Origin of the sequence: Herbaspirillum aquaticum (assembly GCF_002213425.1) — a bacterium.
Lineage (GTDB): Bacteria > Pseudomonadota > Gammaproteobacteria > Burkholderiales > Burkholderiaceae_D > Herbaspirillum > Herbaspirillum aquaticum.
In genome coordinates this window covers 1-24,986 of record NZ_NJGV01000017.1, presented here as the reverse complement: position 1 = coordinate 24,986, position 24,986 = coordinate 1, and the positions used below count along the sequence as shown (strand labels likewise).

General features: G+C 62.6%; 27 protein-coding genes. 19 read left to right on the top strand and 8 right to left on the bottom strand.

Annotation, left to right across the window (positions count from 1 at the left end; all coding sequences use genetic code 11):
• The first annotated feature begins 185 nt into the window (after positions 1-185).
• The 10 genes from CEJ45_RS16205 (at position 186) to CEJ45_RS16160 (ending at position 7,603) form a co-directional block, all read left to right on the top strand.
• The gene (locus CEJ45_RS16205) at positions 186-1,214 is read left to right on the top strand and encodes a KpsF/GutQ family sugar-phosphate isomerase (protein WP_088756096.1); all 1,029 of its coding nucleotides are present in this window, start codon (positions 186-188) and stop codon (positions 1,212-1,214) included.
• Positions 1,214-1,768 (top strand): KdsC family phosphatase, encoded by a 555-nt coding sequence (locus tag CEJ45_RS16200; RefSeq protein ID WP_088756095.1) that lies wholly within the window; start codon positions 1,214-1,216, stop codon positions 1,766-1,768. Before CEJ45_RS16205 ends, CEJ45_RS16200 begins: the two co-directional genes overlap by 1 nt.
• Positions 1,765-2,373 (top strand): LPS export ABC transporter periplasmic protein LptC, encoded by a 609-nt coding sequence (gene lptC / locus CEJ45_RS16195; protein ID WP_088756094.1) that lies wholly within the window; start codon positions 1,765-1,767, stop codon positions 2,371-2,373. The genes CEJ45_RS16200 and lptC overlap by 4 nt, the downstream gene beginning before the upstream one ends.
• A 51-nt stretch (positions 2,374-2,424) precedes the next feature.
• The gene (gene lptA / locus CEJ45_RS16190; RefSeq protein ID WP_088756093.1) at positions 2,425-3,063 is read left to right on the top strand and encodes a lipopolysaccharide transport periplasmic protein LptA; all 639 of its coding nucleotides are present in this window, start codon (positions 2,425-2,427) and stop codon (positions 3,061-3,063) included.
• Complete coding sequence (gene lptB / locus CEJ45_RS16185) at positions 3,060-3,809, top strand: LPS export ABC transporter ATP-binding protein (protein ID WP_088756092.1); 750 nt, start codon at positions 3,060-3,062, stop codon at positions 3,807-3,809. The genes lptA and lptB overlap by 4 nt, the downstream gene beginning before the upstream one ends.
• Positions 3,810-3,877: 68 nt before the next feature.
• Positions 3,878-5,368, top strand: coding sequence for an RNA polymerase factor sigma-54 (locus tag CEJ45_RS16180; protein WP_088756091.1), 1,491 nt, complete (start codon positions 3,878-3,880; stop codon positions 5,366-5,368).
• Positions 5,369-5,520: 152 nt separating this feature from the next.
• A complete protein-coding gene (gene hpf, locus CEJ45_RS16175; protein WP_034331451.1) occupies positions 5,521-5,883 on the top strand; it encodes a ribosome hibernation-promoting factor, HPF/YfiA family in 363 nt (120 codons plus the stop codon).
• Between the two features lie 370 nt (positions 5,884-6,253).
• Positions 6,254-6,565 (top strand): Grx4 family monothiol glutaredoxin, encoded by a 312-nt coding sequence (gene grxD, locus CEJ45_RS16170; protein WP_088756090.1) that lies wholly within the window; start codon positions 6,254-6,256, stop codon positions 6,563-6,565.
• Positions 6,566-6,587: 22 nt separating this feature from the next.
• A complete protein-coding gene (locus tag CEJ45_RS16165; protein WP_034331455.1) occupies positions 6,588-7,190 on the top strand; it encodes a UbiX family flavin prenyltransferase in 603 nt (200 codons plus the stop codon).
• Between the two features lie 14 nt (positions 7,191-7,204).
• The gene (locus CEJ45_RS16160; protein ID WP_154134113.1) at positions 7,205-7,603 is read left to right on the top strand and encodes a helix-turn-helix domain-containing protein; all 399 of its coding nucleotides are present in this window, start codon (positions 7,205-7,207) and stop codon (positions 7,601-7,603) included.
• Positions 7,604-7,685: 82 nt separating this feature from the next.
• On the opposite strand, the gene CEJ45_RS16155 is transcribed toward CEJ45_RS16160, so the two are convergent.
• Together CEJ45_RS16155 and mdeB are read right to left on the bottom strand one after the other, a co-directional pair.
• Positions 7,686-8,444 (bottom strand): SDR family oxidoreductase, encoded by a 759-nt coding sequence (locus CEJ45_RS16155; protein ID WP_088756088.1) that lies wholly within the window; start codon positions 8,442-8,444, stop codon positions 7,686-7,688.
• A gap of 161 nt (positions 8,445-8,605) precedes the next feature.
• On the bottom strand, positions 8,606-11,287 hold the full coding sequence (mdeB, locus tag CEJ45_RS16150) for an alpha-ketoglutarate dehydrogenase (protein ID WP_088756087.1): 2,682 nt from the start codon (positions 11,285-11,287) through the stop codon (positions 8,606-8,608).
• Positions 11,288-11,594: 307 nt separating this feature from the next.
• On the opposite strand from mdeB, the gene CEJ45_RS16145 reads away from it, so the two are divergent.
• Positions 11,595-12,074: an Lrp/AsnC family transcriptional regulator gene (locus CEJ45_RS16145; protein WP_006461679.1), complete on the top strand. Its 480-nt coding sequence runs from the start codon at positions 11,595-11,597 to the stop codon at positions 12,072-12,074.
• A gap of 80 nt (positions 12,075-12,154) precedes the next feature.
• Here CEJ45_RS16145 and CEJ45_RS16140 read toward each other — a convergent pair whose 3' ends face one another.
• Entirely contained in the window at positions 12,155-12,676 is a 522-nt protein-coding gene (locus CEJ45_RS16140) for a response regulator (RefSeq protein WP_088756086.1), read from the bottom strand.
• A 233-nt stretch (positions 12,677-12,909) separates the two neighbouring features.
• On the opposite strand from CEJ45_RS16140, the gene CEJ45_RS16135 reads away from it, so the two are divergent.
• On the top strand, positions 12,910-13,341 hold the full coding sequence (locus tag CEJ45_RS16135; protein ID WP_088756085.1) for a hypothetical protein: 432 nt from the start codon (positions 12,910-12,912) through the stop codon (positions 13,339-13,341).
• Between the two features lie 26 nt (positions 13,342-13,367).
• On the opposite strand, the gene CEJ45_RS16130 is transcribed toward CEJ45_RS16135, so the two are convergent.
• On the bottom strand, positions 13,368-14,246 hold the full coding sequence (locus CEJ45_RS16130) for an AraC family transcriptional regulator (protein WP_088756084.1): 879 nt from the start codon (positions 14,244-14,246) through the stop codon (positions 13,368-13,370).
• A gap of 150 nt (positions 14,247-14,396) precedes the next feature.
• Here CEJ45_RS16130 and CEJ45_RS16125 point away from each other — a divergent pair, with 150 nt between their 5' ends.
• Positions 14,397-15,266 carry a CPBP family intramembrane glutamic endopeptidase gene (locus CEJ45_RS16125; protein ID WP_241517359.1) on the top strand — a complete coding sequence of 290 codons (870 nt, stop codon included), beginning with the start codon at positions 14,397-14,399 and terminating at the stop codon, positions 15,264-15,266.
• Positions 15,267-15,278: 12 nt separating this feature from the next.
• On the opposite strand, the gene CEJ45_RS16120 is transcribed toward CEJ45_RS16125, so the two are convergent.
• Positions 15,279-15,845, bottom strand: a complete 567-nt coding sequence (locus CEJ45_RS16120) for a pyridoxamine 5'-phosphate oxidase family protein (RefSeq protein ID WP_088756083.1) — start codon at positions 15,843-15,845, stop codon at positions 15,279-15,281.
• Between the two features lie 206 nt (positions 15,846-16,051).
• Here CEJ45_RS16120 and CEJ45_RS16115 point away from each other — a divergent pair, with 206 nt between their 5' ends.
• The gene (locus CEJ45_RS16115) at positions 16,052-16,372 is read left to right on the top strand and encodes a hypothetical protein (RefSeq protein WP_088756082.1); all 321 of its coding nucleotides are present in this window, start codon (positions 16,052-16,054) and stop codon (positions 16,370-16,372) included.
• A 46-nt stretch (positions 16,373-16,418) separates the two neighbouring features.
• Here the strand turns inward: CEJ45_RS16115 and CEJ45_RS16110 are convergent, their stop codons facing one another.
• Positions 16,419-17,585 (bottom strand): 4-hydroxybenzoate 3-monooxygenase, encoded by a 1,167-nt coding sequence (locus tag CEJ45_RS16110; RefSeq protein ID WP_088756081.1) that lies wholly within the window; start codon positions 17,583-17,585, stop codon positions 16,419-16,421.
• A 220-nt stretch (positions 17,586-17,805) separates the two neighbouring features.
• Here CEJ45_RS16110 and CEJ45_RS16105 point away from each other — a divergent pair, with 220 nt between their 5' ends.
• The gene (locus CEJ45_RS16105) at positions 17,806-18,717 is read left to right on the top strand and encodes a helix-turn-helix domain-containing protein (RefSeq protein ID WP_088756149.1); all 912 of its coding nucleotides are present in this window, start codon (positions 17,806-17,808) and stop codon (positions 18,715-18,717) included.
• Positions 18,718-18,791: 74 nt separating this feature from the next.
• Here CEJ45_RS16105 and CEJ45_RS16100 read toward each other — a convergent pair whose 3' ends face one another.
• Positions 18,792-19,607 carry an IclR family transcriptional regulator domain-containing protein gene (locus CEJ45_RS16100; protein WP_088756080.1) on the bottom strand — a complete coding sequence of 272 codons (816 nt, stop codon included), beginning with the start codon at positions 19,605-19,607 and terminating at the stop codon, positions 18,792-18,794.
• A gap of 251 nt (positions 19,608-19,858) precedes the next feature.
• Here CEJ45_RS16100 and pcaH point away from each other — a divergent pair, with 251 nt between their 5' ends.
• From pcaH to pcaCD, 4 genes are all read left to right on the top strand, one after another.
• Positions 19,859-20,551: a protocatechuate 3,4-dioxygenase subunit beta gene (gene pcaH / locus CEJ45_RS16095; RefSeq protein WP_088756079.1), complete on the top strand. Its 693-nt coding sequence runs from the start codon at positions 19,859-19,861 to the stop codon at positions 20,549-20,551.
• Between the two features lie 19 nt (positions 20,552-20,570).
• Complete coding sequence (locus tag CEJ45_RS16090; protein ID WP_034336162.1) at positions 20,571-21,083, top strand: peptidase associated/transthyretin-like domain-containing protein; 513 nt, start codon at positions 20,571-20,573, stop codon at positions 21,081-21,083.
• Positions 21,084-21,183: 100 nt separating this feature from the next.
• On the top strand, positions 21,184-22,551 hold the full coding sequence (pcaB, locus tag CEJ45_RS16085) for a 3-carboxy-cis,cis-muconate cycloisomerase (protein ID WP_088756078.1): 1,368 nt from the start codon (positions 21,184-21,186) through the stop codon (positions 22,549-22,551).
• A gap of 52 nt (positions 22,552-22,603) precedes the next feature.
• The gene (gene pcaCD / locus CEJ45_RS16080; RefSeq protein ID WP_088756077.1) at positions 22,604-23,866 is read left to right on the top strand and encodes a bifunctional 4-carboxymuconolactone decarboxylase/3-oxoadipate enol-lactonase PcaCD; all 1,263 of its coding nucleotides are present in this window, start codon (positions 22,604-22,606) and stop codon (positions 23,864-23,866) included.
• Between the two features lie 369 nt (positions 23,867-24,235).
• On the opposite strand, the gene CEJ45_RS16075 is transcribed toward pcaCD, so the two are convergent.
• Complete coding sequence (locus tag CEJ45_RS16075) at positions 24,236-24,856, bottom strand: HD domain-containing protein (protein ID WP_088756076.1); 621 nt, start codon at positions 24,854-24,856, stop codon at positions 24,236-24,238.
• Positions 24,857-24,986: the final 130 nt, after the last annotated feature.

Genomic DNA, 24,986 nt, shown 5'->3' with positions numbered 1-24,986 from the left:
TTATTCACTACGATCGTGGGCTTTCCCCGTCTGTTGCGATGCCGCGCCCGACCTTGGTGCAGGCCGGAATCCCCCGTGGCTGCGGCGCTGCGGCGCGACGCAAAGCTGCACTTCACATCAAATCCGGCAGCATTCCCTTACATCTGGCAAGTTTTTTGCTTTGCTAATTCGTTTATACTTCGGTTATGAGTGTAACCGATGACAAAACCACGCCTGCATCTTTTTCGGCCGGGGCTGCCCGCCGTGCCATCGAACTGGCACGCCAGACCCTGCAGATCGAAGCTGATGCCATCCTGGCCCTGAAAAACCGCCTGCGCGACGACAGCGCCGACCCCCTGGCCCAGGCCGTAGAGGTCTTGCTGCAGTGCGAGGGGCGAGCGGTGGTTTCCGGGATCGGCAAATCCGGCCACATCGGCCGCAAGATGGCTGCAACCCTGGCCTCTACCGGCACCCCGTCGCTGTTCATGCATCCGGCCGAAGCCGCCCATGGCGACCTGGGCATGGTGACCGCGCGCGATGTCTTCATCGCCATTTCCAATTCCGGCGAAACGGCCGAGCTGCTGGCCATCGTCCCCATCATCAAGCGCATGGGCGCAGTGATCATTGCCATGACCGGCAATGACCAGTCCAGCCTGGCGCAGCTTGCGGCCGTGCACCTCAACGTGGGCGTGGCCCAGGAAGCCTGCACCCTCAACCTGGCGCCTACCGCCAGCACCACGGCCGCGCTGGCCATGGGCGATGCGCTGGCGGTGTCGCTGCTGGACGCACGCGGATTCGTCGAGGAAGATTTTGCCCGCTCGCATCCCGGGGGCGCCCTGGGCCGCCGCCTGCTGACCCACGTGCGCGATGTCATGCGCAGTGGCGAGGCCATTCCTGCCGTGCGTCCGGATGTGTCCCTGTCGGCCGCGCTCATGGAGATCACCCGCAAGGGCATGGCCATGACCGCCGTGGTGGATGAGCAATTCCGCCCGGTCGGCGTCTTTACCGATGGCGACCTGCGCCGCCTGCTGGAGCGTGGCCAGGACTTCGCCAAGTTCTGCATTGCAGACGTGATGCATGCCAATCCGCAGACCGTCAACCAGGACCAGCTGGCAGTGGATGCGGTGCAATTGATGGAACAATTCCGCATCAACCAGTTGCTGGTCACCGATGCGGCCGGCGTGCTCACCGGCGCGCTGCACATCCACGATCTCACGCGTGCCAAGGTGATCTGATGAATGCGCCAGCCTTCGCCAGCACCCTGCCCGCCGCCGCGCTCGCCAAGGCGGCGCAGGTGCGCCTGATGATCTTCGATGTGGACGGCGTGCTCACCGATGGCGGCCTGTTCTATGGTGATGAGGGTGAAGCCTTCAAGCGCTTCAACGCCCTCGATGGCCACGGCATCAAGATGATGCAGCAGTACGGTACGGCCGCCGCCATCATCACTGCGCGCCAGTCGCCCTACGTACTGCGCCGGGCGCGCGACCTGGGCATCGCCCATGTCTTCCAGGGTATCCACGACAAGCGCCAGGCTTTCGAGCAATTGCTGCAGCAGGTGCAGCTGGGTCCGCAGGATTGCGGCTATCTGGGGGATGACATCATCGACCTGCCGGTCCTGACCCGCGTGGCCTTCAAGGCCTGCGTGGCCAACGGCCATCGTGAAGTGAAGTCGCGCAGCGACTACGTCACCCAGGCCACCGGCGGCAATGGCGCTGTGCGCGAAATCTGCGACCTGGTCCTGGCCGCGCAAGGCAACTACGAGGCGGCGCTGGCGCCGTACCTGGCATGAGCGGGCACAGCGGGGCACGCAAGGCCGAGCGCATCCGCGTGGCGGTGATCCTGGCGATCCTGATCGGCGCAGCGCTGGGCAGTTTCTGGGTGATGCAGGCCATGCGCGCAGCGGGCGACAAGCAGCCGGTGCAGCGTCCGCGCGGCAAGCCCGACTACTACCTGGAAAACTTCAGCTACGTGAGGATGGGCCCCACCGGCCTGCCGCGCTATGACGTCTCGGGCAGGAAGATGGAGCACTTCCCCACGGATGATTCCTTCGAGATCACCAAGCCGGTCGTGCACAACCTGGACCAGGCCCAGGCGCCCATGGAGCTCTACTCCGATACCGCACGCGTGACGGACGACCAGACCCAGATCCACATGTACGGCAACGCCAACGCGATACGCGCGCCCTACAAGGGGCGCGAGCAGATGCACCTGGTATCGGAATACCTGCTGCTGTTGCCCGACGATGAAATCGTCAAGACCGACAAGCCGGTGGCCATGACCATGGGCACCACGCGCCTGAACGGCGTGGGCATGGTGGCCAACAACGCCACCCAGGTGGTGCAGCTGTTCGGCAATGTACGCGGCTATTACGAGCCGACCCCGAAGAAACGATAACCCGGTAGCGACCGGGACAAGAACGCCAAGAACCGACCAGACAGGAAACCAATGAAACGCTCACTCTTTCTGCCCATGCTGATGCTGGCTGCCGTGTGCGGCGTGGCCAACGCCGAGAAGGCGGACTCCACCAAGCCCACCAACATCGAGGCAGACCAGATGGTGTATGACGATGTGCGCCAGGTGAAGACCTTCACCGGCAACGTGGTCATGACGCGCGGTACGCTCATCATCAAGGCCGGCCGGGTGGTATTGACGACCGACCAGTACGGTTATGAAAACGCCGTGCTGTACGCGGCTCCCGGGTCGCTGGCCAACTTCCGCCAGAAGCGCGACGGCGGTCCCAACCTGTGGATCGAAGGCCAGGCCGAGCGGATCGAATATTCGGAACAGACCGAAGTCTCCAAACTGTTCCAGCGCGCGCACATCCAGCGCATGGATGGTGATCGCATCACCGATGAAGTCAACGGTGAATTCATCTCCTACGACAGCCGTGCGGAGTTCTACTCCGTGAACAATACCGCCAGCGGCGAGAGCAAGCCCGGCGCGGGCCGCATCACCGCCGTGATCCAGCCCAAGAATCCGCCGCCGGCTGGCAGCACGGCACCGGCCACCCCGGCGGCCCAGCCGTCCGGCAAGAACAACGCCGCGCAGCCTGCCCCGCGTCGCGACAACGGAAAGGGCCAATGACGATGGCAGCCAGCTCGCTGGTCGTTCGCGGCCTGAAGAAAAGTTATGGCGCGCGCCAGGTGGTGCGCGATGTCTCGATGGAAGTGCGCAGCGGCGAAGTGGTCGGCCTGCTTGGCCCCAATGGTGCCGGCAAGACCACCTCGTTCTACATGATCGTGGGCCTGGTGCCCTCCGATGGCGGCGAGATCGACCTGGATGGCGCATCCATTTCGCGCATGCCCATCCACAAGCGCGCCACCATGGGCTTGTCTTACCTGCCGCAGGAAGCCTCGGTGTTCCGCAAGCTGACGGTGGAAGACAATATCCGTGCCGTGCTCGAGCTGCGCCAGGAAGACGGCAAGCCGCTCTCGCGCGATGAAATCGAAGGCCGCCTCAACAACCTGCTGCACGAACTGCAGATCGAAAAGCTGCGCGATAGCCAGGCGCTGTCGCTCTCGGGCGGCGAGCGTCGCCGTGTCGAAATCGCCCGCGCACTGGCCACCGATCCGCGCTTCGTGCTGCTCGATGAACCCTTTGCCGGTATCGACCCGATTGCCGTGATCGAGATCCAGCGCATCGTGCGCTTCCTGAAGGAACGCGGCATCGGCGTGCTCATCACCGACCACAATGTGCGCGAGACGCTGGGCATCTGCGACCGCGCCTACATCATCAACCAGGGCACGGTGCTGGCCAGCGGCAATCCGGAAGAGATCATCGCCAACGAATCGGTGCGCCGCGTGTACCTGGGCGAACACTTCCGCATGTAAGCAGGCAACTTACTTTACGCAACGACAGGCAGTGCAACCAGCGGGCCACGCCGCTTCCAGAAAGACAGATGAAACAGTCGCTCCAGTTACGTACCTCGCAGCACCTCGCCTTGACGCCGCAACTGCAGCAGTCGATCAGGCTGCTGCAACTGTCGACGCTGGAACTGCACCAGGAACTGGAACAGATCCTCTCCGACAATCCCCTGCTGGAACGCCTGGACGATGCGCTCGACAATTCGGTGCGCCTGCTGGCCGATGGCGCCGTCTCCAGTTCGCCCTCCAGCGGTGTGGCCGAGGCGCCCGGGGAAGGCAGCGGCGAAGCCGCACCGGCGGCGGCAGATGGCGAGTCCAGTTTCGAGTACCAGGACAACAATCCCGACAACGGTGTGACCGGCGATGCTGACTGGAGCTTTGACGATGTCGCACGCAGCGGCAAGTCGCCGGACGACGACGATGCCCGTCCGCAACTCGAAGCCCACGAACTGACCCTGCGCGAACACCTGCTGGAACAGATCCGCGTGACCGCGCGCACCCTGCGCGATCGGGCGCTGCTGGAGCTGCTCACCGATGCGCTCGACGAAAGCGGCTATCTCGAAGAACCGCTGGAAGACATCCACGCGCGCCTGCCTGAAGAGTTGGGCATCGACATGGAAGAGCTGTCCATTTCGCTCAAGCTCCTGCAGAGCCTGGATCCCGCGGGGGTGGGTGCACGCAGTGCCGGTGAATGCCTGGCGCTGCAAATCCGCCGCCTGCCCAAGATCCCCTTTGTCACCCGCAAGCTGGCGCTGAGGATCGTTGAGGATTACCTGCCGCTGTTTGCCCAGCGCGATTTCAACAAGATCAAGAAGGCCCTGGATTGCGATGACGAAGACCTGCGTGAAGCCCAGGCCGTGATCCGCCAATGCCGTCCGCATCCGGGTGCCGAATTCGCGCGCGATGCCTCGGACTATGTGGTGCCGGATGTGATTGTCAAGCAGACAAAGACCGGCTGGCAGGTCATGCTCAACCATGAGGTCATGCCCAAGCTGCGCGTCAATGCGATGTATGCCAGTGCATTGAAGCAAGCCAAGGGCGAAGGTTCGCTGTCGTCGCAGTTGCAGGAAGCCAAGTGGCTCATCAAGAACATGCGGCAACGTTTCGATACAATTTTGCGCGTCGCGCAGGCTATTGTGGAACGTCAAAGAAACTTCTTTTCACATGGGGCAGTCGCCATGCGCCCCCTTGTGCTGCGTGAAATTGCTGATACACTGGGTCTACACGAGAGCACCATCTCTCGCGTGACGACTCAGAAATACATGCTCACTCCGCATGGAATGTTTGAGTTGAAATACTTCTTCGGTAGCCACGTCGCGACTGAAACCGGAGGCGAAGCTTCCTCCACCGCGATACGGGCGCTGATCAAACAGTTGATAGGAGCCGAGAACCCGCAGACCCCATTATCCGATAGCAAGATTGCGGATATGCTGGCAGAACAAGGCATGGTGGTCGCGCGACGCACAGTCGCCAAATACCGCGAAGTGTTGAAGATTCCGCCGGTCAATCTCCGCAAGTCCCTCTGAGTTTTTCCTCAGTTTTTCTGCAGTACCGTTGCTGTGTTCAGGCAAGCATCCGACTGATGCCCGCGCCATCCGACACGAAGACCGTGCCCGTGGTACAGCTGCAGCAGGATCGATTGCACGAACCTCCAGTGACTTCACGATAGGAGTCTTGTATGAATCTGACCATCAGTGGACACCACCTCGAACTGACCCCCGCCATCCGGGAATACGTGCAAAGCAAGCTCTCGCGTATCAAGCGCCATTTCGACAACGTGATCGACGTCAGCGTGATCCTGAGCGTAGATAAACTCACAGAAAAGGAAAAGCGCCAAAAAGCGGAAATCAACGTCCACATCAAGGGGAAGGATCTACATGCGGAAAGCATCGCACACGACCTCTACGCTGCCATTGACACGCTGATCGACAAGCTCGATCGCCAGGTCATCAAGCACAAGGACAAGTTGCAGGAACATCACTCCATGGCCAAGCGCCTGCCGGACGAAACGCCGGAGGACGCGGTGGCCGGAGCGGCATAAGCCAGGACACCCTCGGCAAGCCGCCTCGCAGCCCCAACGCTGCTGAGAAAGCCAGCCGAATTTCATGAGGAAGGGGCGCGCAAGCGCCCTTTTTCATTGATGGCCGCCGAACTGGCGCAAGCCTGTGGAAAAAATATAAATCATTGCGCAAGGCAACTTTTCCACAGCCGTCGCTGAACATGATGCAGGAGCCTGCTTGAATGTGTTCACGTTACCCTCATCTTCGATCCGAGAACTTGCATACGATATAAATCATTTCCGTGATGCAATTTCCTGCCCGGTCAGACGGCCGGGTGGACCTTACCCGTTTTCAACGCGCCGGCCGGCTTTTCCCTATAATGTCGGCAATCCCATTTTTAAAGGCATAGCCATGAGCGACGTCCAATCCTGGATCAAAGAAACCGTGACCCAAAACCCCGTGGTGCTGTTCATGAAGGGCACTGCACAGTTCCCGCAATGCGGCTTTTCCGGCAAGGCCATCCAGTTGCTCAAGGCCAGCGGCGCCGAGAACATCGTCACCGTCAACGTGCTGGAAAGCCCGGACGTGCGCCAGGGCATCAAGGAATACTCGAACTGGCCGACCATTCCCCAGCTGTACGTGAAGGGTGAATTCGTCGGCGGCTCCGACATCATGACCGAGATGTTCGAGTCGGGCGAACTGCAGACCCTGATCAAGGGCTGAGTTTTACTTGCCTCGCTGACGCATGAGCAGTTCTTCCAGCCAGCCACGCCAGCGCCTGATCGTGGCCATCACCGGCGCCACCGGGGCCATCTATGGCGTGCGGCTGCTGGAGCATCTGCGCAAGCACGGCCAGGTGGAAACGCACCTGATGGTGTCCGAAGCCGGCGTGCTCAACCTGCACCAGGAACTGGACATGCGGCGCAAGGATGTGGAAGCGCTGGCCGATGTGGTGCACAACGTGCGCGATGTCGGCGCATGCATCGCCAGCGGTTCCTTCGCCTCCACCGGCATGGTGGTGGCGCCCTGTTCGATGAAGACGCTGGCCGCCGTGGCGCATGGCCTGTCAGACAACCTCATCACCCGCGCAGCGGATGTGGTACTCAAGGAACGCCGGCGGCTGGTGTTGATGGTGCGCGAGACCCCCTTCAACCTTGCCCATTTGCGCAACATGACGTCCGTTACCGAAATGGGCGGCGTGATCTTCCCGCCCTTGCCCGGCTTCTACCAGCGCCCTGCTTCGATGGAAGAAATGGTGGATCACACACTGGGGCGCGTGCTGGACATGTTCGGGATTTCCATGCAGTTGACGCCGGAGTGGAAGGGCATGAAGGGCGGGACTGAGTGATGGACGAGAGGATGATGGACGACATCACCTCGCACTTTGCGGCCTTGTCGTCCCTCATCCCGCTACGGCCGATTCGTTCCGACGACGACTATGACCGCGCAGTCGCCACGCTGAATCAATTGCTCGATGCCGGTGCCAGCGATGAACGGCATCCCCTGGCCGACCTGGTCGACACGCTCGGCAGCCTCATTGCCGAATACGATGACAAGCACTTCCCGCTGCAGCAGGTTTCTCCGGTTGAAGTCCTGCAATTCCTGATGGAGCAGCATCAGCTGACGCAATCCGACCTCCCCGAGATCGGCTCACAAGGCGTGGTCTCCGAGATCCTGCGCGGCAAGCGCGATTTGAACCTGCGCCAGGTCAAGGCACTGGCCGAGCGCTTCGGCGTCGGTCCTGCCGTGTTCATCGGCTAGCGCATCTCGCTTTTCACCGCTTCAAAAAATGGCCGCAGTTCATCACTGCGGCCATTTCTTCATCTGGCGGATATAAGCCCGCTCAACCCCGCCCGATATACGGCATCTTGGTCGCCATCACCGTCATGAACTGCACATTGGCCTCCAGCGGCAGGCTGTCCATGTAGAGGATGGCACGGGCCACGTGTTCGGCATCCATGGTCGGCTCGACCTTGGTCGAGCCATCGGCCTGCAGCGTGCCCTTCTTCATGAGCGTGGTCATGTCGGTGGAGGCATTGCCGATGTCGATCTGTCCGCAGGCGATGTCATAGGCGCGGCCATCGAGCGAGGTGGCCTTGGTCAGTCCCGTGATGGCGTGCTTGGTCGCCGTATAGGAGGCCGAGAAGGGACGCGGCGCATGCGCCGAGATCGAACCATTGTTGATGATGCGCCCGCCCCGCGGCGACTGGTCCTTCATGATGCGGAAGGCTTCCTGGGTGCAGAGGAAAACACCGGTCAGGTTGATGTCCACCGCCGCCTTCCACTGCTCCACGCTCAGTTCTTCCAGCGACACCGGCGGCGCAAAGATACCGGCATTGTTGAAGAGCATGTCAAGGCGTCCGAAACGCTCGCGGGTCTTGGCGAAGAGCTGCTTCACCGAGGCCGGATCGGTCACGTCGGCCGCCACCACCAGCGCGTTGGCGCCGTGCTCGCCGGCCAGCTTGACGGTCTCTTCCAGCGCATCCTGGCGGCGTCCGGCCAGGGCCACGCCATAGCCTTCGCGCAGCAGCGCGAGCGTGATCTGCCGGCCGATGCCGGAGCCTGCGCCGGTCACCAGCGCGATACGTTTGGGTGCAGCCATCTTGTGTACTCCTCACTCACTGTAGGTCATGGACGATGCGCATCACGGAGCCATAAAAAAACCGCCCGTGATGCACGGGCGGTTTCACTATAGCAAACACGGCGTCGGGCCAGATGAGAGATTTTCAATCCGGCTGGCCACCGTTCATCTATCGCTCCACTTCATACCGAGGACGACAAGGGCTTGTTCGTATCGATACCCAATGTACGCGCTGCTTCTTCAAGCCGCGCGCGTTCATTCCCCCATACTTCACACAAAGCCGTATAGGCAATCCAGCGCGCATCGATCTCGAAGAAGTCCCGCAAATTCACCCGTGTATCACTGCGGCCGAACCCGTCCGTCCCCAGCGTCACATACGGTGCCGGCACGAAGCCGCGAATGCTCTCGGGCAAGGTGCGAATGTAATCGCTCACGGCGATCACCGGTGCCGCGCTATCCCGCAATTGCGCTGTCACGTAAGGCTCGCCATCGCTGCCCGACAAGCGCTGCGCGCGCTGTGCCGCCACCCCATCACGCGCCAGTTCGGTATAGCTGGTCACGCTCCATACCTCGGCCTCGACCTGCCAGTGCTGTTGCAGCAGCGCCGCCGCCGCCACGGCTTCCTTGAGGATGGGGCCGGAACCCAGCAGCCGTACTTGCGCCCCAGGCTTGCGGCCCAGGCAGTACATGCCGCGCAGGATGCCGTCTTGCACCCCGTCCGGCAGGCTGGGCTGGGCCTCGTTCTCATTGGTGACGGTGATGTAGTAGAAGACGTCATCGCCGCGCTCCATCATGCGGCGCATGCCCTCATCCAGGATCACCGCCAGCTCATAGGCATAAGCCGGGTCATACGACACGCAATTGGGAATCGATGCGGCCGTCACCAAACTGTTGCCGTCCTGGTGCTGCAGCCCCTCGCCGCCCAAAGTCGTGCGGCCCGAGGTGGCACCGATCAGGAAGCCGCGCGCACGCTGGTCTGCCGCCGCCCAGATCAGGTCGCCGATGCGCTGGAAACCGAACATCGAATAGTAGATGTAGAACGGCAGCATCGGCGTGCCATGCACCGAGTAGGCGGTAGCCGCTGCAGTCCACGAGGAAATCGCCCCTGCCTCGGTGATGCCCTCCTCCAGGATCTGGCCATCCTTGGCCTCGCGATAGTAGAGGATGGAACCGATATCCTCAGGCTCATACAGCTGACCCTGCGAGGAATAGATGCCGACCTGGCGGAACAGGTTGGCCATGCCGAAGGTGCGCGCCTCATCGGCCACGATGGGCACCACATACTGGCCGAAGTCCTTGTCCTTGAGCAGGTTGCCGAGCTGGCGCACCAGCGCCATGGTGGAAGACATTTCCTTGCCATCGGCTTGCAGCGCGAACTTGCTGTGTGCCTCCAGCGATGGCACGGTGCGCCGCGCCTCACCCGCATGGCGGCGCGGCAGGTAGCCGCCCAGTGCGGCACGGCGCGCGTGCAGGTGCTTCATCTCCGGGCTGTCATCGGCCGGCTTGTAGAAGGCCAGCTCACGGCATTGCTCATCGGTGAGCGGCAGCTTGAAGCGGTCACGGAATTGCAGCAGGCTTTCCTCATCGAGCTTCTTCTGCTGGTGCGTGGTCATCTTGCCCTCGCCCGCCGCCCCCATGCCGTAACCCTTCTTGGTCTGCGCCAGGATCACCGTGGGCTGGCCGCGATGCTTGGCTGCCGCCTGGTAGGCCGAGAAGATCTTCTTCATGTCATGGCCACCACGGCGCAGGCGATTGATTTCCTCATCGGTGAGGGTGGCGCCGATGGCACGCGTGCCCGGGGTCTGGCCAAAGAAATGCTGGCGATTGAACGCACCATCATTGGCGGCAAAGGTCTGTAATTGCCCGTCCACCGTGCGGTTCAAGGCATCGACCAGTTCGCCGTCCTTGTCGCGCGCAAACAGGCCATCCCAGTCCGAGCCCCACAGCAGTTTGATGACGTTCCAGCCGGCACCGGCAAAGAGGGTTTCCAGTTCATCGACGATGTGGCCATTGCCGCGCACCGGGCCATCGAGCCGCTGCAGGTTGCAATTGACCACGAAGATCAGGTTGTCCAGCTTCTCGCGCGAGGCCAGCGAGAGCGCGGCCAGCGATTCGGGCTCATCCATCTCGCCGTCGCCAAACACGCCCCACACCTTGCGCCCTTGATCCTGCAGCAGGCCGCGATGCTCCATGTAGCGCAGGAAGCGCGCCTGGTAGATGGCATTGATGGGACCGATGCCCATCGAGCCGGTCGGGAACTGCCAGAAATGCGGCATCAGCCAGGGATGCGGATAGGACGACAAACCCTGCCGCCCCACGCGCTTGGCTTCGATCTCGCGGCGATAGTAGGCCAGGTCCTCTTCGCTCAAGGCGCCTTCGAGAAATGCGCGCGCATAGATGCCAGGGGCGGAGTGCGGCTGGAAGTAGACGACGTCACCGGCAAACTGCGCATCGCGCGCACGGAAGAAGTGATTGAAGCCGACCTCGAAGAGGTCCGCCGCCGAGGCGAAGCTGGCGATGTGCCCGCCCAGCTCGCCGTAGGCGCGGTTGGCGCGCACCACCATGGCCAGTGCATTCCAGCGCATGATGCTGGCGATGCGTTCCTCGATGGCCTGGGCGTCGGAACCACCGGGAAAAGGCGGTTCCTGTTCAGGCCGGATGGTGTTGACGTAGGGCGTATTGCGCGCATCACGCCAGTTCACGCCCCATTGCTGGGCCGCCGCCGACAGCCGCGAGAGCAGGAAGCGCGCGCGTTCCGGGCCGGCTTCGGCCAGCACGCTCTGCAGCGCCTGCAGCCACTCCTGGGTTTCCTGGGCATCGAGGTCGATATCCTTCGGGATATCACTGTCACTGGGGCGGGACATGTCCACTTCCTGTTCTCCTGTCTGGGCGCGCCGGGCAACACGCAGCACCCGGCACAAAACGTGCCGGCACTGCAATCGCTGCTATGCAAAGAGACAAAAAGCCGGTAAAACACAGGCCGCGCCATCCGTCTCCCCGCGCCCGACGCCTTTTCGGTCTTGTTGTCGTTGAGGGCTAGCTTCTGTGATGGAACCACTGGACTACGATACGCCGGATACCCCGGCATGAGTCACTTAAAATTGGAAGTTGCCGTACAATATTCAGCATCCAGTGCTGCAAAACTGAAACTGACAGAATTAAATTTCGATAATGGAACTAGACACCACCGATTTGCGCATCCTGAATATCCTTCAGGAGAACAGTTCGATCAGCAATCTGGAGCTGGCCAGCCGCATCAACCTTTCGCCCTCGCCGACCCTGGCCCGTGTGAAGCGACTGGAGACCGAAGGCATCATCTCGCGCTATGTGGCGCTGGCCGATCCGCACCTGCTGGGCCTGAAGGTGAACGTGTTCGTCAAGGTGATCCTGGAGCGCCAGGGTGCCGAAGCACTGGCCCAGTTCGAGACGGCGGTCAGTGCCTTCGATGAAGTCATGGAAGTCTACCTGATGACCGGCGACGAAGATTACCTGCTGCGCATCGTGGTGCCGGACCTGCTGACGCTGGAGCACTTCATCGTCGATCACCTGACCAAGATCCCCGGCATCAAGAACATCCGCTCCAGCTTTGCGCTGAAGCAGATCAAGTACAAGACCGCCCTGCCCACGCCCAAGATCAAGACGCGGCGCTGAGCCGGGCTGAGCCGCACGGCATGCTGGCGAAAAAAAGGGCCTTGCGGCCCTTTGTTCGTTGTTGCGCCAACGCGCCGGATTCAGTGCGAACGCCTGCCGCGCGGCTGGCCATCCTCACGGCGTCGCTGCGGGTGCCCGGGCAAGTCGGCCAGTGCCTCGGCCATTACACCCTCGGCCAGGGGCGCTGCAGCCTCGCTGAGATCGCACCAGCGCTCCACCATCTCCACCACGCAACGCGCATAGTGTTCGCCATCGACCGGCTTGGGCAGGTATTCGGTGGCACCGGCGGCCAGCGCCTCGCGCTCGCCTTCGGTCTCGTAGGACGGAAACACCACCACCGGCGCGCAGCAGAGATGCTTGCTGGCGCGCAACTCGCGCAGCAGTTCCAGTCCCTCGCCGCATTCCATCTCGGACTCCAGCAGGATCAGGCTGGGCACGATGCCATCGGCCTGGCGGCGCCCCTGCAGCAGGCAGCGGCGCGCCGCGCTCAAGTCGCTGCACGCGCGGAAGTCGCAATGCAATCCCGCACGCCACAGGGCGAAGCGCGCCAACTCGGCGGCCTCCTGGCTGGGGTCAATCATGATGATGCTGGGGAAACTCATGCTGCGAGGAAATATCCGGTAAAAATGCACAAGCCGTTCAAGGCTACAGCAACCGTTTTACAGGACTCGCCGCCAGCCCGGCATCGGGAATTTCCTGAACGCAGCCAACCCGCAAGCTGACGCGCCGTCAGGATTTCCCCGATCGCCGGCACCGGGGAAGATGGCTACAGTGGCAACATCAATGCAGCGGTCCCCGGGATCGCCCGTCCCCGCACCCAAAGGAAGCCTCGCCGATGTCGCCATTCGCCAAAGTCCGCGTCCCTGTTCCCAGCGCCTTGCTGGGCATGGTCGAGTTGTATGTCAGCAGTTGCACCCGCATCGTCACCGGGCGCACTGATGCCATGCATGACTGGGCAAGCCTCAAGGCCAGTCCGCGCAAGGTGCTGGAATGGTTCGCCACGGCCGGTTTCGCAGCCAGCGGAGAAGCGCTGCCGCCGGCACCATTCCGGCCGTGCGCGCAGCGCCTGGCCAGCCTCGACCAGCTCAAGCACAGCGTGCGTCCCGCGCTGGCGGTGCCGCGCTTCTGGCTGCTCGAGGGCAGCAACTACGGCTTCGATGCCAGCCCGCACCTGCCCTATTGGCTCGCCGTGAACGATGCTTCCTTCGTGCCGCTGCTGGTGCCCGCACACCAGATGGCACACTTCTCGCGCACCCTGGTGGCGTGAGCTTTCTTCCCTTTTCCTGAGGGTCCCTATTTCAAGGGCAGGTAGATATCGGTGAGCAGCTCGCCCGGCGGCGTATCGGGCAGCAAGTTGAGATAGTGGAAGTACAGCGGAAAATCACGCAGCTCCTCGCCGCTCTGCGGCAGCCACTGGCGATACAGCGGATAGATGCTTTCGCCCAGCCGTTCATGCGCGCCGGCATGCCGCACGCGTGCGCAGCGTCCGCCGGGAATCAGGGTCGGCTCAACGCCTTGCACATTATCCGGCACCTCCCCATCGACCTCGCCGCAGATGCCGAAGCGAAATTGCTCCGGCGGCGTGGTATCGGGATTGTCCCAGGCCAAACCAAAGGTACGGCTGCGCCCCACGGGTGACAGGCCCGTGGCCTTGCGCCATTCGATGAAGCGCGCCACCGTGGCATTGAGCTGGTTGACGGGGCCGCGATGCGTGAGCATGGCGATGCGGATGGGTTCGACATTGACGATCTCGACTTGCACGTCCACTTTCCTTTCAGGGATGCGGAACACGAAACGCTCATTCCAAGAGGGCCAGTCGGGTGCGCGCCGGAACTGCGAAGGCGACTGGCCGAAAGCACTCCTAAAGGCGCGCGTAAAGGATTCCGGATTTTCGAAACCGGCTTCGAGGGCGATGTCGATGATGCGCCGCTGCGACTGGAAGGCCAGTTGCAAACTGGCGTGCTTCAAGCGCATCAGCAGGATGTAGCGCGCCACCCCGACGCCGGTGAAATCGGCAAATTGCCGCTGGAAATGGAACCGGGAGAAATGCGCGACGGCGGCCAGCTGTTCCATCTCCAAGGGCGCATGGAGATGGGCTTCGATATGGTCGAGCACGCGCTCGAATCGGGCTTGATAGCGGGCCTGGCTGCTGCTTTTACGGTCGTCGTTCATCGGGTCCTCGGTTCACGGGACGTACTGTGCAAGAAATGACGGCACAAATCCTGACCAAAACTGCGCATCGTACGATGGCCCAGGGTGGCCGCCATCACGTCCGCCATGTTAAAACACCGCCTTTGCCGCCATTCAATGAATCTCTCGACCATGTCTGCACCGCTGCTCCTGATGCTGGCCATCTGCACCGTCTGGTTCCCTTCCCCGTCCCGCTGGCCATCAGGCGGTCGCCTGGCGCTTGCGCCCTGGGCCCCCTTGCTGGCGCTGGCTGTCCTGGCGGGCATGCTTGCCGGACAGGTCGACGCCATCGGTGCCGCAGGCCTGGCCTTGCTGGCGGCGGCCGCATGGGGAACGACCCATGCGCCCCGCGCATGGCAACGTGCCAGTCTGCTGGTGCTCACCCTGTTGCTCGCGCTGCTGCTGGCCTTGCATCGCTGGCCTGGTTTCCACAATGTGCTGGTGGTCCCGTCAGCGGCCATCACGGCCGATGCGCGGCCTTTCATGCTCTATGCCAACCTGGACAAAGGGGCCGCCGGACTGCTGCTGCTGGCCCTGCTCGCTCCGCGCATCCATGCGTGCAGGGAATGGCGCGCGACGATTGGCGCGACGCTGCTGCCGGGTGCCGTCACGATCGTCCTGGTGATGGGATTGGGCGCGCTGGCAGGCCTGGTCAGGCCCGCGTTGAAATGGCCTGATTTCACGCTGCAGTTCCTGGCCATCAACCTGTTCCTGACGGTGGTGGCCGAAGAAGCGTTCTTCCATGGCGTGATCCAGCACCGCTTGCAGGCTGCCTTGCAGGCAGTGCGTGGTGGAACCGGGCTGGCGCTGGTGCTCTCGGCCCTGCTGTTCGGTGCGGCACACCTGGGCGGCGGGCTGGCCTATGCCGCGCTGGCCACGGTGGCCGGGGCCGGCTATGGCTGGGTGTTCCAGCGCAGCGGGCGCATCGAAGCGGCGATCCTGCTGCACTTCATGCTCAATGCGGTGCACTTCCTCGGATTCACCTATCCGGCGCTGGCCTGAGCAGGCGCGCCGTCAAGGCGCGATCCACTGCCCCTGCCATTGATCCTGCAGGCGCTCGAAGCGGGCGCGGCGATGCTGGTTTGGCGTCAGGTCCAGCCATTCGATGCGTTCCAGCCGCACTTCCACCAGCGCAAAATTCTCGACGCCATCACCGCTGGCCTGCGGTGGCACGTGGCCATCCTCGGGCTGTGCGATGGGGGTGCCTGGCGCATGCGGCGTCTTGTACAGGATCAGCGTATGCGGCCTGGCGCCGGTCCACATGGCACGAATGCGCGCGGCATCCTGCACCACCCGTGCCACGCCGTTCAGGCGCAGTTGCAGATGGCGATCCAGGTCCACCGCGAGCATCGCCACGCGGCCGTCCGCGCCTATCTCGGCCAGCTTGGGGGAGCGCAAGTCGGTATGAAAACCCAAGCGTCCGCTTGACGCATCGGCCTCGCGCAAGACGATGGAACGCAGCTGCGGCGCACCGTCCAGGGCGAGCGTGGCCAGTTGCCAGATGGTAAAAGGCGAACGCGTGGGACTGGCACCGCGCTGCAGTTCGTCCCAGATCAGGGTATGGAGTTCAGGCAAGTTCATGCCGGCATTGTAGAGCCTGGCGCAGGCAGCCGAGGCCCTGCTGCAGCCAATCCCGCGTCAATCGCGCGACGACATGTTCATGTCAGGCCAGCGTCAGTGCATTGTCAGAGCGATGTGCAAACATGATGAACACGCATTGCCCATCGAAGTCCAGACCGCAGCACCTTGCCCTCCCCGCGCCACGGCGGGAAAACATGGAGCCTGGCATGAAACGCAACTGGTCCCTCAACCACTTTCCCGCACACACCGCCCTTGGCCGCGCATCACGCATGGCGCGCTGGCAGGCCATCTCCCTGCGCTGGCACCGGCATGGCCAGGCCGGGATCACGCTCGTGTCCTGCGCGCTGCTCTCGGCCCTGGGACGCTCCCTGGGCCTGGCCCATCCTGCAGGCCTGGTGACGGCCTGCGCGGTCGCGCAATGCTATTGCCAGGTCTACCTCTACCTTGCCCGACGCCGCTGCCGGCGGCTGTTCATGCGCAAGGGCAATGATCACGCGCAGGGCACGGACGTGACGGTCGTGCAATGAAAACGCCCGCTTGCGCGGGCGTTGGTGATTGCATCCAGGCAAAGGCTCAGAATGCGCCGACGTAATTCTCCGCCAGCGCGGTCGAGAGGGCGCGCGAGTTGACCACGTTCTCCAGTTCGGCGCGCTGGATCTGGCGCTGGAAGGGAGAAGCATCGTCGAAGGTATGCATCATGCTGGTCATCCACCAGGAGAAATACTCGGCGCGCCAGATGCGCTTCAAGGCTTGCTCGGTGTAGGTCGAGAGACCTTCCTCGCTGGCGCTGCGATAGAACTCCTCGATGCCCTGGGCCAGCCGTTTCACATCGCCCACGGCCAGGTTCAAGCCCTTCGCGCCGGTCGGCGGCACGATGTGGGCGGCGTCACCGGCCAGGAACAGGCGGCCGTGCTGCATGGGCGTAGAGACGAAGCTGCGCATGCCGATGATGCCCTTCTGGAAGATCTTGCCTTCCTTGACGCGCCAGCCGTCGACATTTTCCAGGCGGGTATGGAATTCATTCCAGATGCGGTCATCGCTCCAGTTGTCCACGCTGTCCTTGGGGTCGCACTGGAAATACATGCGCTGCACCGTCGGCGAACGGGTGCTGATGAGCACGAAGCCGCGATCATGCTGGGCATAGATCAGTTCATCCGACGACGGCGGCGCCTCCACCAGCACGCCGAACCAGCCGAAGGGATAGATGCGCTGGTAATCCTGGCGGTGGCTTTCCGGAATGGCCGGGCGCGAGACGCCATGGAAACCATCGCAACCGGCGATGAAATCCGCCTCCAGCGTATGCTGCTCGCCCTCGTGCAGGAAGCGCACGCGCGGCTTGCTGGTCTCGATGCCTTCGATGGTGGTACCGCTCACGCCAAACAGCAACTGTCCTTGCGCGGCCAGGCGTGCGGCCACCAGGTCCTTGATGACTTCGTGCTGGGCATAGACGGTGATGGCCTTGCCGGTCAGTTCGGTGAGGTCGATGCGATGGCGGCGGCCACCGAAGGCCAGCTCGATGCCGTGATGCAGCGCGCCTTCGCGCTTCATGCGCTCGCCCACGCCGGTTTCGGTGAGGATGTCCATGGTGCCTTGTTCCAGCACGCCGGCACGGATGGTGGATTCGATTTCTTCGCGGGTGCGGGTTTCCAGCACGACCGATTCGATGCCCTTCAGGTGCAGCAGGTGGGACAGCAACAAACCGGCCGGGCCGGCGCCGATGATGGCGACTTGGGTACGCATGGTGGAGGTCTCCGTGTAAAGGTCAGGCACCGTTTTCGTTCCCGGCGCGCAATGGCGCGAGCCCGAAGCGGGTAGCAGGTGATCTGTTCTTGTTCTTGGTGTGGGAAGAATCTTAGACGGCGGTGGCTGAATAAAAAATGGATGATCCCGCCAATTGCTTGTACTATTTTTACAGAGCACAAACATGCCGCCCAATCACAATACCCAGGATGGAGACACCATGCCCTTGCCGCGCAGCAAACCCCGTACCAGCGAAGTACCGCAATTCTCCTTGTATGGAGAGGCTTCCCGGCCGGAGGATGCGGAGTCGGTCCACATCGAACTGATCGAGACACGCAGCCGCGTGCATGACTGGCATATTGCACCGCACACTCATGCCGGACTTTTTCAGGTACTTTTTTTAATGTCCGGGCACGTCAGTGCCTTGATGGAAGAAGAAGTCTGGGAAGTCGATGGACCGGTCGTCATCACCATCCATCCCTCGCTGGTGCATGGTTTCGATTTCTCGGAACAGGCCGTGGGATTCGTCCTGACGGTCGATCCCCACGTGGTGTTTTCGGCAGGCGGCAGCGACGGGCATGGCGAATTGTTCTCGCCCTTGTTCCTGCGGCCGATGGCCATCGAACTGGGCCGCGTACCGGAATTGCGCGAGCGCATGGAGACGCTGCTGCGCCTGTTGATCGCCGAATCGGCTGCGCCCCGCAACGGCCACACGCTCATGCTCGAATGGCTGGCGCGCAGCGTCATGCTGTTGCTGGTGCGGCTGGAGGCGGATCATCGCTCGGCGGAATTGTCCGGACGCGGCGACTTCGAATTGTTCAGCCGCTTTCGCGCACTGGTAGAGCAGCATTTCAAGGAGCAGTGGCAGGTGGCGGTGTATGCGGACAAGCTGCGCATCACTCCCAGCCGGCTCAATCGCCTGTGCCTGAAGCTGGCCGGGCATTCGGCCTTCGACCTGGCGCAGCAGCGATTGATCCTGGAGGCCTGCCGCAAGCTGACCTATGTGCCGTCAGGCATCTCGACCATTGCCTATGAACTGGGCTTCCAGGATCCGGCGTATTTCAGCCGGCTCTTCAAGCGGCACCTGGGTGTGACGCCCAAGGAATACCGGCGCACGCACGTGGAGGAATAAGCAGTTCGCCGGCCGTTTCCGGCAATGGCGCAAAAACGAAGACCGGGGCACTTTCTTCGACATTCAGCCAAGCCTCACAGCAGCGCTCCCAGCTCCACCTGGATCTTCAACATGGCCGGCAGGCAGCGCTCCACCATGTCTTCCAGTTTCATGCGGGCCGCATGCACGCTGATGTTCATCGCTGCCACCACCTCGCCACGGAAGTTGCGCACCGGCACGGCCATGGTGCGCAGGCCCAGCTCCAGTTCCTGGTCCACCAGCGCATAACCCTGTGCGCGGGCACGGGCGATTTCCAGCCCCAATCGTTCGACATCGGTGATGGTATGGGCGGTGATGGCCTCCGGCTGGGCCCGTGCGAGGATGGCATCGAGCTGCGCCGGCGGCAGGTTGGCCAGCAGGATGCGGCCATTGGCGGTGCAGTAGGCTGGCACCCGCGTGCCGGGCTGCAGGGTGGTCGAGACCAGTTGCCCTGCGCTGACCGCCGCCACGCACACCAGCTGGTCGTGATCGAGCACCCCGCAGGAAGCCGCCTCCCCCAGCGAATACGCCAGCCGGTACAGCAGCGGCTGCACGATGCGCGGCAGCCGCGCCGAATGCAGGTAGGACTGGCCCAGCCGCAGCACCATCGGGGTGAGCGAGAAGGTCTTGTTGTCGTGCCGCATGTAGCCCAGGTGCGTGAGCGTGATGAGATAGCGGCGCGCGGCCGCACGGGTCAGGCCCGTCAGCTGCGCCACTTCGGCGATGGTCAGGCGCGAGCGCTCCTGGTCAAACGCTTCGATGACCTGCAAGCCCTTTTCCAGACCGGCGACCAGGTCGCGCTTGAGGGGGCCGTTATCTCCGTCTGCGCCCTCTCCGCCTTCTCCGACTTCCTCGATATCTTCTGGCTGCATGCTTCCCTGCCCTGTGGATAAAACAAGCTGATACGCACCGTTTCCCGTTCGCTGCAGAAAATCGGCCATTTGTGCGATTCTCGCACAAAGCGGGCGCAGGGCGGATATGCTGCACTGCGTTGGCCTTGAGAGCGGGGAGCGGCTTGCCTACTATCTGTCCACACCCAAGCACGGCGCGCCATTCGCCCATTCCGGCAGGCAAGGAATCCGAAGACGACGCCGCATCCATCCCGTCGACCTGAGGAGACCTCATGCAATTCGATGCCATCGAACCCGGTGTCTATCCGGAACTGATCTATCCCCCGTACAAGTCCACCGCCAAGCGCGGCCCTACGCAGGCGCCGCTGCGCGTACGCGACGAGACCGCCACCGGCACCAACCTGTTCGCCTCGCCCAAGCTGATCCTGCCGCACGACATGGATCTCACCAAGCAGGGCAAGGGCGAGCCGCTGGGCGAGAAGATCGTCGTTACCGGCCGCGTGCTCGATGAAGACGGCAAACCGGTGCGCAACTCGCTGCTGGAAGTCTGGCAATGCAATGCCGCCGGCCGCTACTTCCACAAGAAGGACCAGCACGATGCCCCGCTGGATCCCAACTTCACCGGCTTCGGCAAGATGCTCACCGATGATGATGGCCGCTATCGCTTCGTCTCCATCAAACCGGGCCCGTATCCCTGGGGCAATCACCACAAGGCCTGGCGTCCGGCGCACATCCACTTCTCGCTGTTCGGCAATGTCTATGCGCAGCGCCTGGTGACGCAGATGTATTTCCCCAATGATCCGCTGTTCGCCTATGACCCGATCTTCCAGAGCATCCCCGACGAAGCCGCACGCCAGCGCCTGATCTCGCGCTTCTCGCTGGAGGAGACGGTGGACGACAAGATGCTGGGCTATGAATTCGACATCGTCCTGCGCGGCCGCAACGCCACGCCCATGGGCATCTGAACACAAGGCAGGAGACCACATGAGCAACATCACCACTTCGCAAACCATCGGCCCCTTCCCGCACGAAGCCTGGGCCTGGGCCGTGGAACTGACTTCGCGCGTGGAGAGCAGCGCGCCGCAGGTCAAGATCAAGGGCGCCATCATCGACGGCGACGGCGTCCCCATCAATGACGCCTGGGCCGAAGCCTGGCTGCCGGGCAGCGCCGCGGCGGAAACTTCACATGCCATTCCCGGATATCGCCGGGTGCCCACCAATGAAGAGGGCGGGTTCACTTTTTCGATTTCGCAGCCACAGGCGCCGGCCGGCAAGCCGGTGGCTTACGTGACCGTGTTTGCGCGCGGGCTGGTCAAGCACCAGTTCACGGCGGTCTTCCTGGAAGATGATCCGGCGCTGGCGCAATCGGCGCTGCTGGAGCAGGTCCCGGCTGACCGCCGCCACACCCTGATCGCCCGCAAGCAAGCCGATGGCAGTTACCTGTGGAATATCCACATGCAGGGCGCGAGCGAAACGGTATTCTTCGACTACACCTGAACGCCTGTTGCGGCGTGACGACCCAGGGGATCCGCAGGCTTTGGCCTGCCGGATCCCGTTTGCGTTGGATCGTGCCGCAACGGCAAGCAATGGAGACTTCATGAGCGTTTCGATCTTCGACAGCTTCCTCACCACATCCGACATGATTGCGGTGTTCGACGACCAGGCGGTGGTGCAAGCCATGCTGCGTTTCGAGCAAGTCCTGGCCGAGGCCGAAGCCGCCGAGGGCATCATCCCCGAGGCCGCTGCGCGCGCCATCGCCAGCGTCTGCCGCGCCCCGCTCTATGACATCAATGCGCTGATCGTCGCCGGCCGCCGCGCTGGTGCGCTGGCCATTCCGCTGGTCAAGGAATTGCAGCGCACGGTTGCCCTCTACAGCGAGGAGGCTGCCACCCATGTGCACTGGGGCAGCACCAGCCAGGACGTGCTGGATACGGCCATGGTGCTGGTCACGCGCGAGGCGCTGCGGCTGGTCGATGGCGAACTGGACCAGCTGGCGCGCCGCCTGCTGGACTTGTCGCAATCCCATCTGGATACGCCGGTGCTGGCGCGCACGCTGATGCAACCGGCGCAGGTGACCAGCCTGGGCTTGAAGTTCTGCAACTGGGCGGCGCCCCTGTTGCGCTCGCGCGCGCAACTGCAGGCACTGGCCGAACGCGCCTTGCAGCTGCAGCTGGGCGGCGCAGTAGGCACGCTGGCCGTGCTGGGCGAGAAGGGCCCGGCGGTGGCTGCGCGCATGGCAGCGGCCCTCGACTTGAAGACACCCGATGCCGCCTGGCATACCCAGCGTGACGAATGGATACGCCTGGGCAGCGAGATGGCCGTGCTGGCCGGCAGCCTGGGCAAGATCGCAACCGACCTGTCGTTGATGGCGCAGGGCGAAATTGCCGAACTGGCCGAGCCTTCCGGCAATGGCCGTGGTGGATCGTCGGCGATGCCGCACAAGCGCAACCCGGTGTCGTCCATGATCGCCCTGGCAGCCGCCACCCGTGCGCCTCACCAGGCCGCTGCGTTGCTGGGAGCGATGTCGCAGCAGCACGAACGCGGGCTGGGCAACTGGCAGGCCGAACTGGCCGAATGGCCGGGCTTGTTCCTGGGCGTGCATGGTGCCTTGCGTGCGCTCAATGATGCGTTTGCCGCACTGGTCATCGATGAGGCCCGCATGCTGCGCAATATCGATGCGCTGCAGGGACTGGTATTTGCCGAATCCGCATCGATTGCGCTGGCGGGCGTGATCGGCCGTCCGCGGGCACACGGCCTGCTGGAGCAGCTCACGCGCAAGGCCGTGGCCGATGGCGCGCAGCTGGTCGATGTGCTGGTCGATGCCGTGCAGGCCGATGCGCAGCTGGGCAAGGAAATCGACCTGGCCATGTTGCGCGGGCTGTTCGATCCGGTGCAGGCGACGCGACCTGCGCGCCGCATTGCTGAAGGGCAGCTTGAACACTTGCGCGCGATGCTGGCGCGCTGAATTATTGATTTCTCCACCTCACTCCACATCACGAGACAAAAGAGAACACCTCATGAGCTACGATCCGCTGGACCATGATTTCGAGCGCGGCATGCGCAATCGCCGCAGTGTGCTGGGCGACGCATGGGTTGACCGTTCGGTGGCCAACGCCACCAACTTCAATGCCGATTTCCAGAACCTGATCACGCGCTTTGCGTGGAATGAAATCTGGGGCCGTCCCGGGCTGGACCACAAGACCCGGCGCATCATCGTGCTGGCCATCACCATTGCGCTGGGGCGCTGGGAAGAATTTGAACTGCATGTGCGCGCAGGGCTGACGGCTGATCCGGCTACGCGATTGACGCCGGATGAGATGAAGGAAGTGATGATCCAGGCGTCGGTCTATGCAGGTGTGCCGGCGGGCAATACGGCCTTTACGCATGCGCAGAAGATCCTGCGTGAAGTGGGTGAGCAGATCGGCTATGCGGTGGTGCCGCAGGCGCCTGCTGCCAGCGTGCATCCTGGAGTCGGGCGTGAGGGACGGACTGCTTCGTCACCGGCGCTGCATTACACGGTACGGGAGCCGCGCAATGGCAAGGCGCCGCGGCATACGGTGGTGTTGTCGCATGCGCTGGGGACCGACCTGATGATGTGGGACGGACTGGCCAACCTGCTGGCAGCTGATTGCCGGGTGATCGCTTACGATCATCGCGGGCATGGCAGTTCGGAGAAGCTCGACGGGCTCTACAGCATGGGGGATCTGGCCGATGATGCGGCGCGGCTGTTGCGGGAGCTCGATACCGGGCCGGTGGTGTGGGTGGGCTTGTCCATGGGCGGCATGGTGGGGCAGGAGCTGGCCTTGCGGCATCCGGCACTGGTGCGTGCACTGGTGCTGGCCAACACCACCTCTGCCTATCCTGAGGCGGCGCGCGAGGTTTGGCAGCAGCGGATTGCTACCGTGCGGTCTGACGGGATTGAGGTCATTGCGGATGCGGTGATGGGGCGGTATTTCCATGAGGGGTTCCGTGCTGCTCAGGCGGCTACCGTGGCGCGCTATCGTCATCGGCTGGTCACTACCGATGCGGTGGGGTATGTGGGGTGCTGTCATGCTGTTGGGACGGTCGATACTTCTGCCCGGTTGGGGGCCATTCGCGTGCCCTGCCTGGTGATCGCAGGGGAGCTGGATCAGGGGACGCCGGTTGCCATGGCTCAGACCCTTGTTGACGGTCTTGCTGATGCTCGCTTGGAGATCATTGCGGAGGCTTCCCACGTTAGTGCTGTGGAGCAGCCTGTGGTCTTTGCTGAGCTTGTTGCTGGATTTATTGGCGAGCTTTGATGGTTTTAGGTTTGGGGCGTAGTCTGCACGGAATTCTGTCCTGCGCTCTAGCTTAATTATCTTCTCTCTCCGGTCGGAAGAACGCGCCGGGAGCGGCCCGGCAGCCGCTCACTTTTCTTGTCTCGCCAAGAAAAGTAAGCAAAAGAAGGCGACCGCAACTGCGCCGCCCTCCTTCGGAGGGTCCCCGCTTCAGTACCCAATAAAACGGGAAAAATAAAGTCGCTTCGCTCCGGTTATTTTTCTGATCCGTTTTATTGGGTACTGAAGCGGCGGCGCAGATGCGGACGGCCGAGACGGCTCGCCTCCGGCATCGCTGCGGACACTACTCGCCTTCGGCTTCGGGTTGATCGGGTTCTTGCTGCGGTTTCTTCATACACTGGCCTCAATCGCCCTTTCCAAATTCTTTCTCGCAGTTGCCTCATATCTTTCGAAAAATGTCTTTGTCCTGTATATCCTCGGGCGATTCAGGAAACCTTGCAGAATCTTCTTCCGCTCTTGCCTGAACAACGCTAGCGGAACATAGTCGTATTCCGCACGAATCTGCCGTTCATATTCTTCGAAACGATTCGGTGGCGCGGCCAAGATCGACAAGTCGACATCCACCAATAACGACGCGTCACCCTCGACGCCGGGCTGATGGTGCCGAGTTGCCATCACCAGTGCATGCACGCGCTGTGCCATCTCTTCCGATGCGCCGGCATCCACTAGACAACGCCGCGCCCACTCTGCGCTCTTCTCTTCGTTGTCATGACGTTTGACGTCGTAGATGACGTCATGAAACCAGAGTGCCAGTTCAACTTCGCCAGGATAGGAGGATTCGGCGCGCAACTCGTCCCACTTTGCGAAGCACTCTTCGAGGTGTTGAAGGGTGTGATAGTGGCGATGGGGTTCACGGTAGTGTGAGAGGACCGATTCAAGCAAGCGCGGATCGGGGCAAACCAGACCCAATTGTTTCCAGGTGAGATCCCAGCGTTGGGTGGTCGGGGTCATGATCGGGTCTTTCGAAGAGAGGGGAGGAAAGATTATCTGTCGATATTCATCTCAATGCGAGAAGCGTACCACCCCGACCAGAGCCGAAGGCGAGTCGGAGACGCGGCGAGGCCGAAGGCGAGCCCGTGGG

Excerpts from the sequence above, each read along its gene's own strand:
- CEJ45_RS16205 (WP_088756096.1), top strand. The coding sequence starts at position 186 with ATGAGTGTAACCGATGACAAAACCACGCCTGCATCTTTTTCGGCCGGG.
- CEJ45_RS16200 (WP_088756095.1), top strand. The coding sequence starts at position 1,214 with ATGAATGCGCCAGCCTTCGCCAGCACCCTGCCCGCCGCCGCGCTCGCC.
- lptC (WP_088756094.1), top strand. The coding sequence starts at position 1,765 with ATGAGCGGGCACAGCGGGGCACGCAAGGCCGAGCGCATCCGCGTGGCG.
- lptA (WP_088756093.1), top strand. The coding sequence starts at position 2,425 with ATGAAACGCTCACTCTTTCTGCCCATGCTGATGCTGGCTGCCGTGTGC.
- lptB (WP_088756092.1), top strand. The coding sequence starts at position 3,060 with ATGACGATGGCAGCCAGCTCGCTGGTCGTTCGCGGCCTGAAGAAAAGT.
- CEJ45_RS16180 (WP_088756091.1), top strand. The coding sequence starts at position 3,878 with ATGAAACAGTCGCTCCAGTTACGTACCTCGCAGCACCTCGCCTTGACG.
- hpf (WP_034331451.1), top strand. The coding sequence starts at position 5,521 with ATGAATCTGACCATCAGTGGACACCACCTCGAACTGACCCCCGCCATC.
- grxD (WP_088756090.1), top strand. The coding sequence starts at position 6,254 with ATGAGCGACGTCCAATCCTGGATCAAAGAAACCGTGACCCAAAACCCC.
- CEJ45_RS16165 (WP_034331455.1), top strand. The coding sequence starts at position 6,588 with ATGAGCAGTTCTTCCAGCCAGCCACGCCAGCGCCTGATCGTGGCCATC.
- CEJ45_RS16160 (WP_154134113.1), top strand. The coding sequence starts at position 7,205 with ATGGACGACATCACCTCGCACTTTGCGGCCTTGTCGTCCCTCATCCCG.
- CEJ45_RS16155 (WP_088756088.1), bottom strand. The coding sequence starts at position 8,444 with ATGGCTGCACCCAAACGTATCGCGCTGGTGACCGGCGCAGGCTCCGGC.
- mdeB (WP_088756087.1), bottom strand. The coding sequence starts at position 11,287 with ATGTCCCGCCCCAGTGACAGTGATATCCCGAAGGATATCGACCTCGAT.
- CEJ45_RS16145 (WP_006461679.1), top strand. The coding sequence starts at position 11,595 with ATGGAACTAGACACCACCGATTTGCGCATCCTGAATATCCTTCAGGAG.
- CEJ45_RS16140 (WP_088756086.1), bottom strand. The coding sequence starts at position 12,676 with ATGAGTTTCCCCAGCATCATCATGATTGACCCCAGCCAGGAGGCCGCC.
- CEJ45_RS16135 (WP_088756085.1), top strand. The coding sequence starts at position 12,910 with ATGTCGCCATTCGCCAAAGTCCGCGTCCCTGTTCCCAGCGCCTTGCTG.
- CEJ45_RS16130 (WP_088756084.1), bottom strand. The coding sequence starts at position 14,246 with ATGAACGACGACCGTAAAAGCAGCAGCCAGGCCCGCTATCAAGCCCGA.
- CEJ45_RS16125 (WP_241517359.1), top strand. The coding sequence starts at position 14,397 with ATGTCTGCACCGCTGCTCCTGATGCTGGCCATCTGCACCGTCTGGTTC.
- CEJ45_RS16120 (WP_088756083.1), bottom strand. The coding sequence starts at position 15,845 with ATGAACTTGCCTGAACTCCATACCCTGATCTGGGACGAACTGCAGCGC.
- CEJ45_RS16115 (WP_088756082.1), top strand. The coding sequence starts at position 16,052 with ATGAAACGCAACTGGTCCCTCAACCACTTTCCCGCACACACCGCCCTT.
- CEJ45_RS16110 (WP_088756081.1), bottom strand. The coding sequence starts at position 17,585 with ATGCGTACCCAAGTCGCCATCATCGGCGCCGGCCCGGCCGGTTTGTTG.
- CEJ45_RS16105 (WP_088756149.1), top strand. The coding sequence starts at position 17,806 with ATGCCCTTGCCGCGCAGCAAACCCCGTACCAGCGAAGTACCGCAATTC.
- CEJ45_RS16100 (WP_088756080.1), bottom strand. The coding sequence starts at position 19,607 with ATGCAGCCAGAAGATATCGAGGAAGTCGGAGAAGGCGGAGAGGGCGCA.
- pcaH (WP_088756079.1), top strand. The coding sequence starts at position 19,859 with ATGCAATTCGATGCCATCGAACCCGGTGTCTATCCGGAACTGATCTAT.
- CEJ45_RS16090 (WP_034336162.1), top strand. The coding sequence starts at position 20,571 with ATGAGCAACATCACCACTTCGCAAACCATCGGCCCCTTCCCGCACGAA.
- pcaB (WP_088756078.1), top strand. The coding sequence starts at position 21,184 with ATGAGCGTTTCGATCTTCGACAGCTTCCTCACCACATCCGACATGATT.
- pcaCD (WP_088756077.1), top strand. The coding sequence starts at position 22,604 with ATGAGCTACGATCCGCTGGACCATGATTTCGAGCGCGGCATGCGCAAT.
- CEJ45_RS16075 (WP_088756076.1), bottom strand. The coding sequence starts at position 24,856 with ATGACCCCGACCACCCAACGCTGGGATCTCACCTGGAAACAATTGGGT.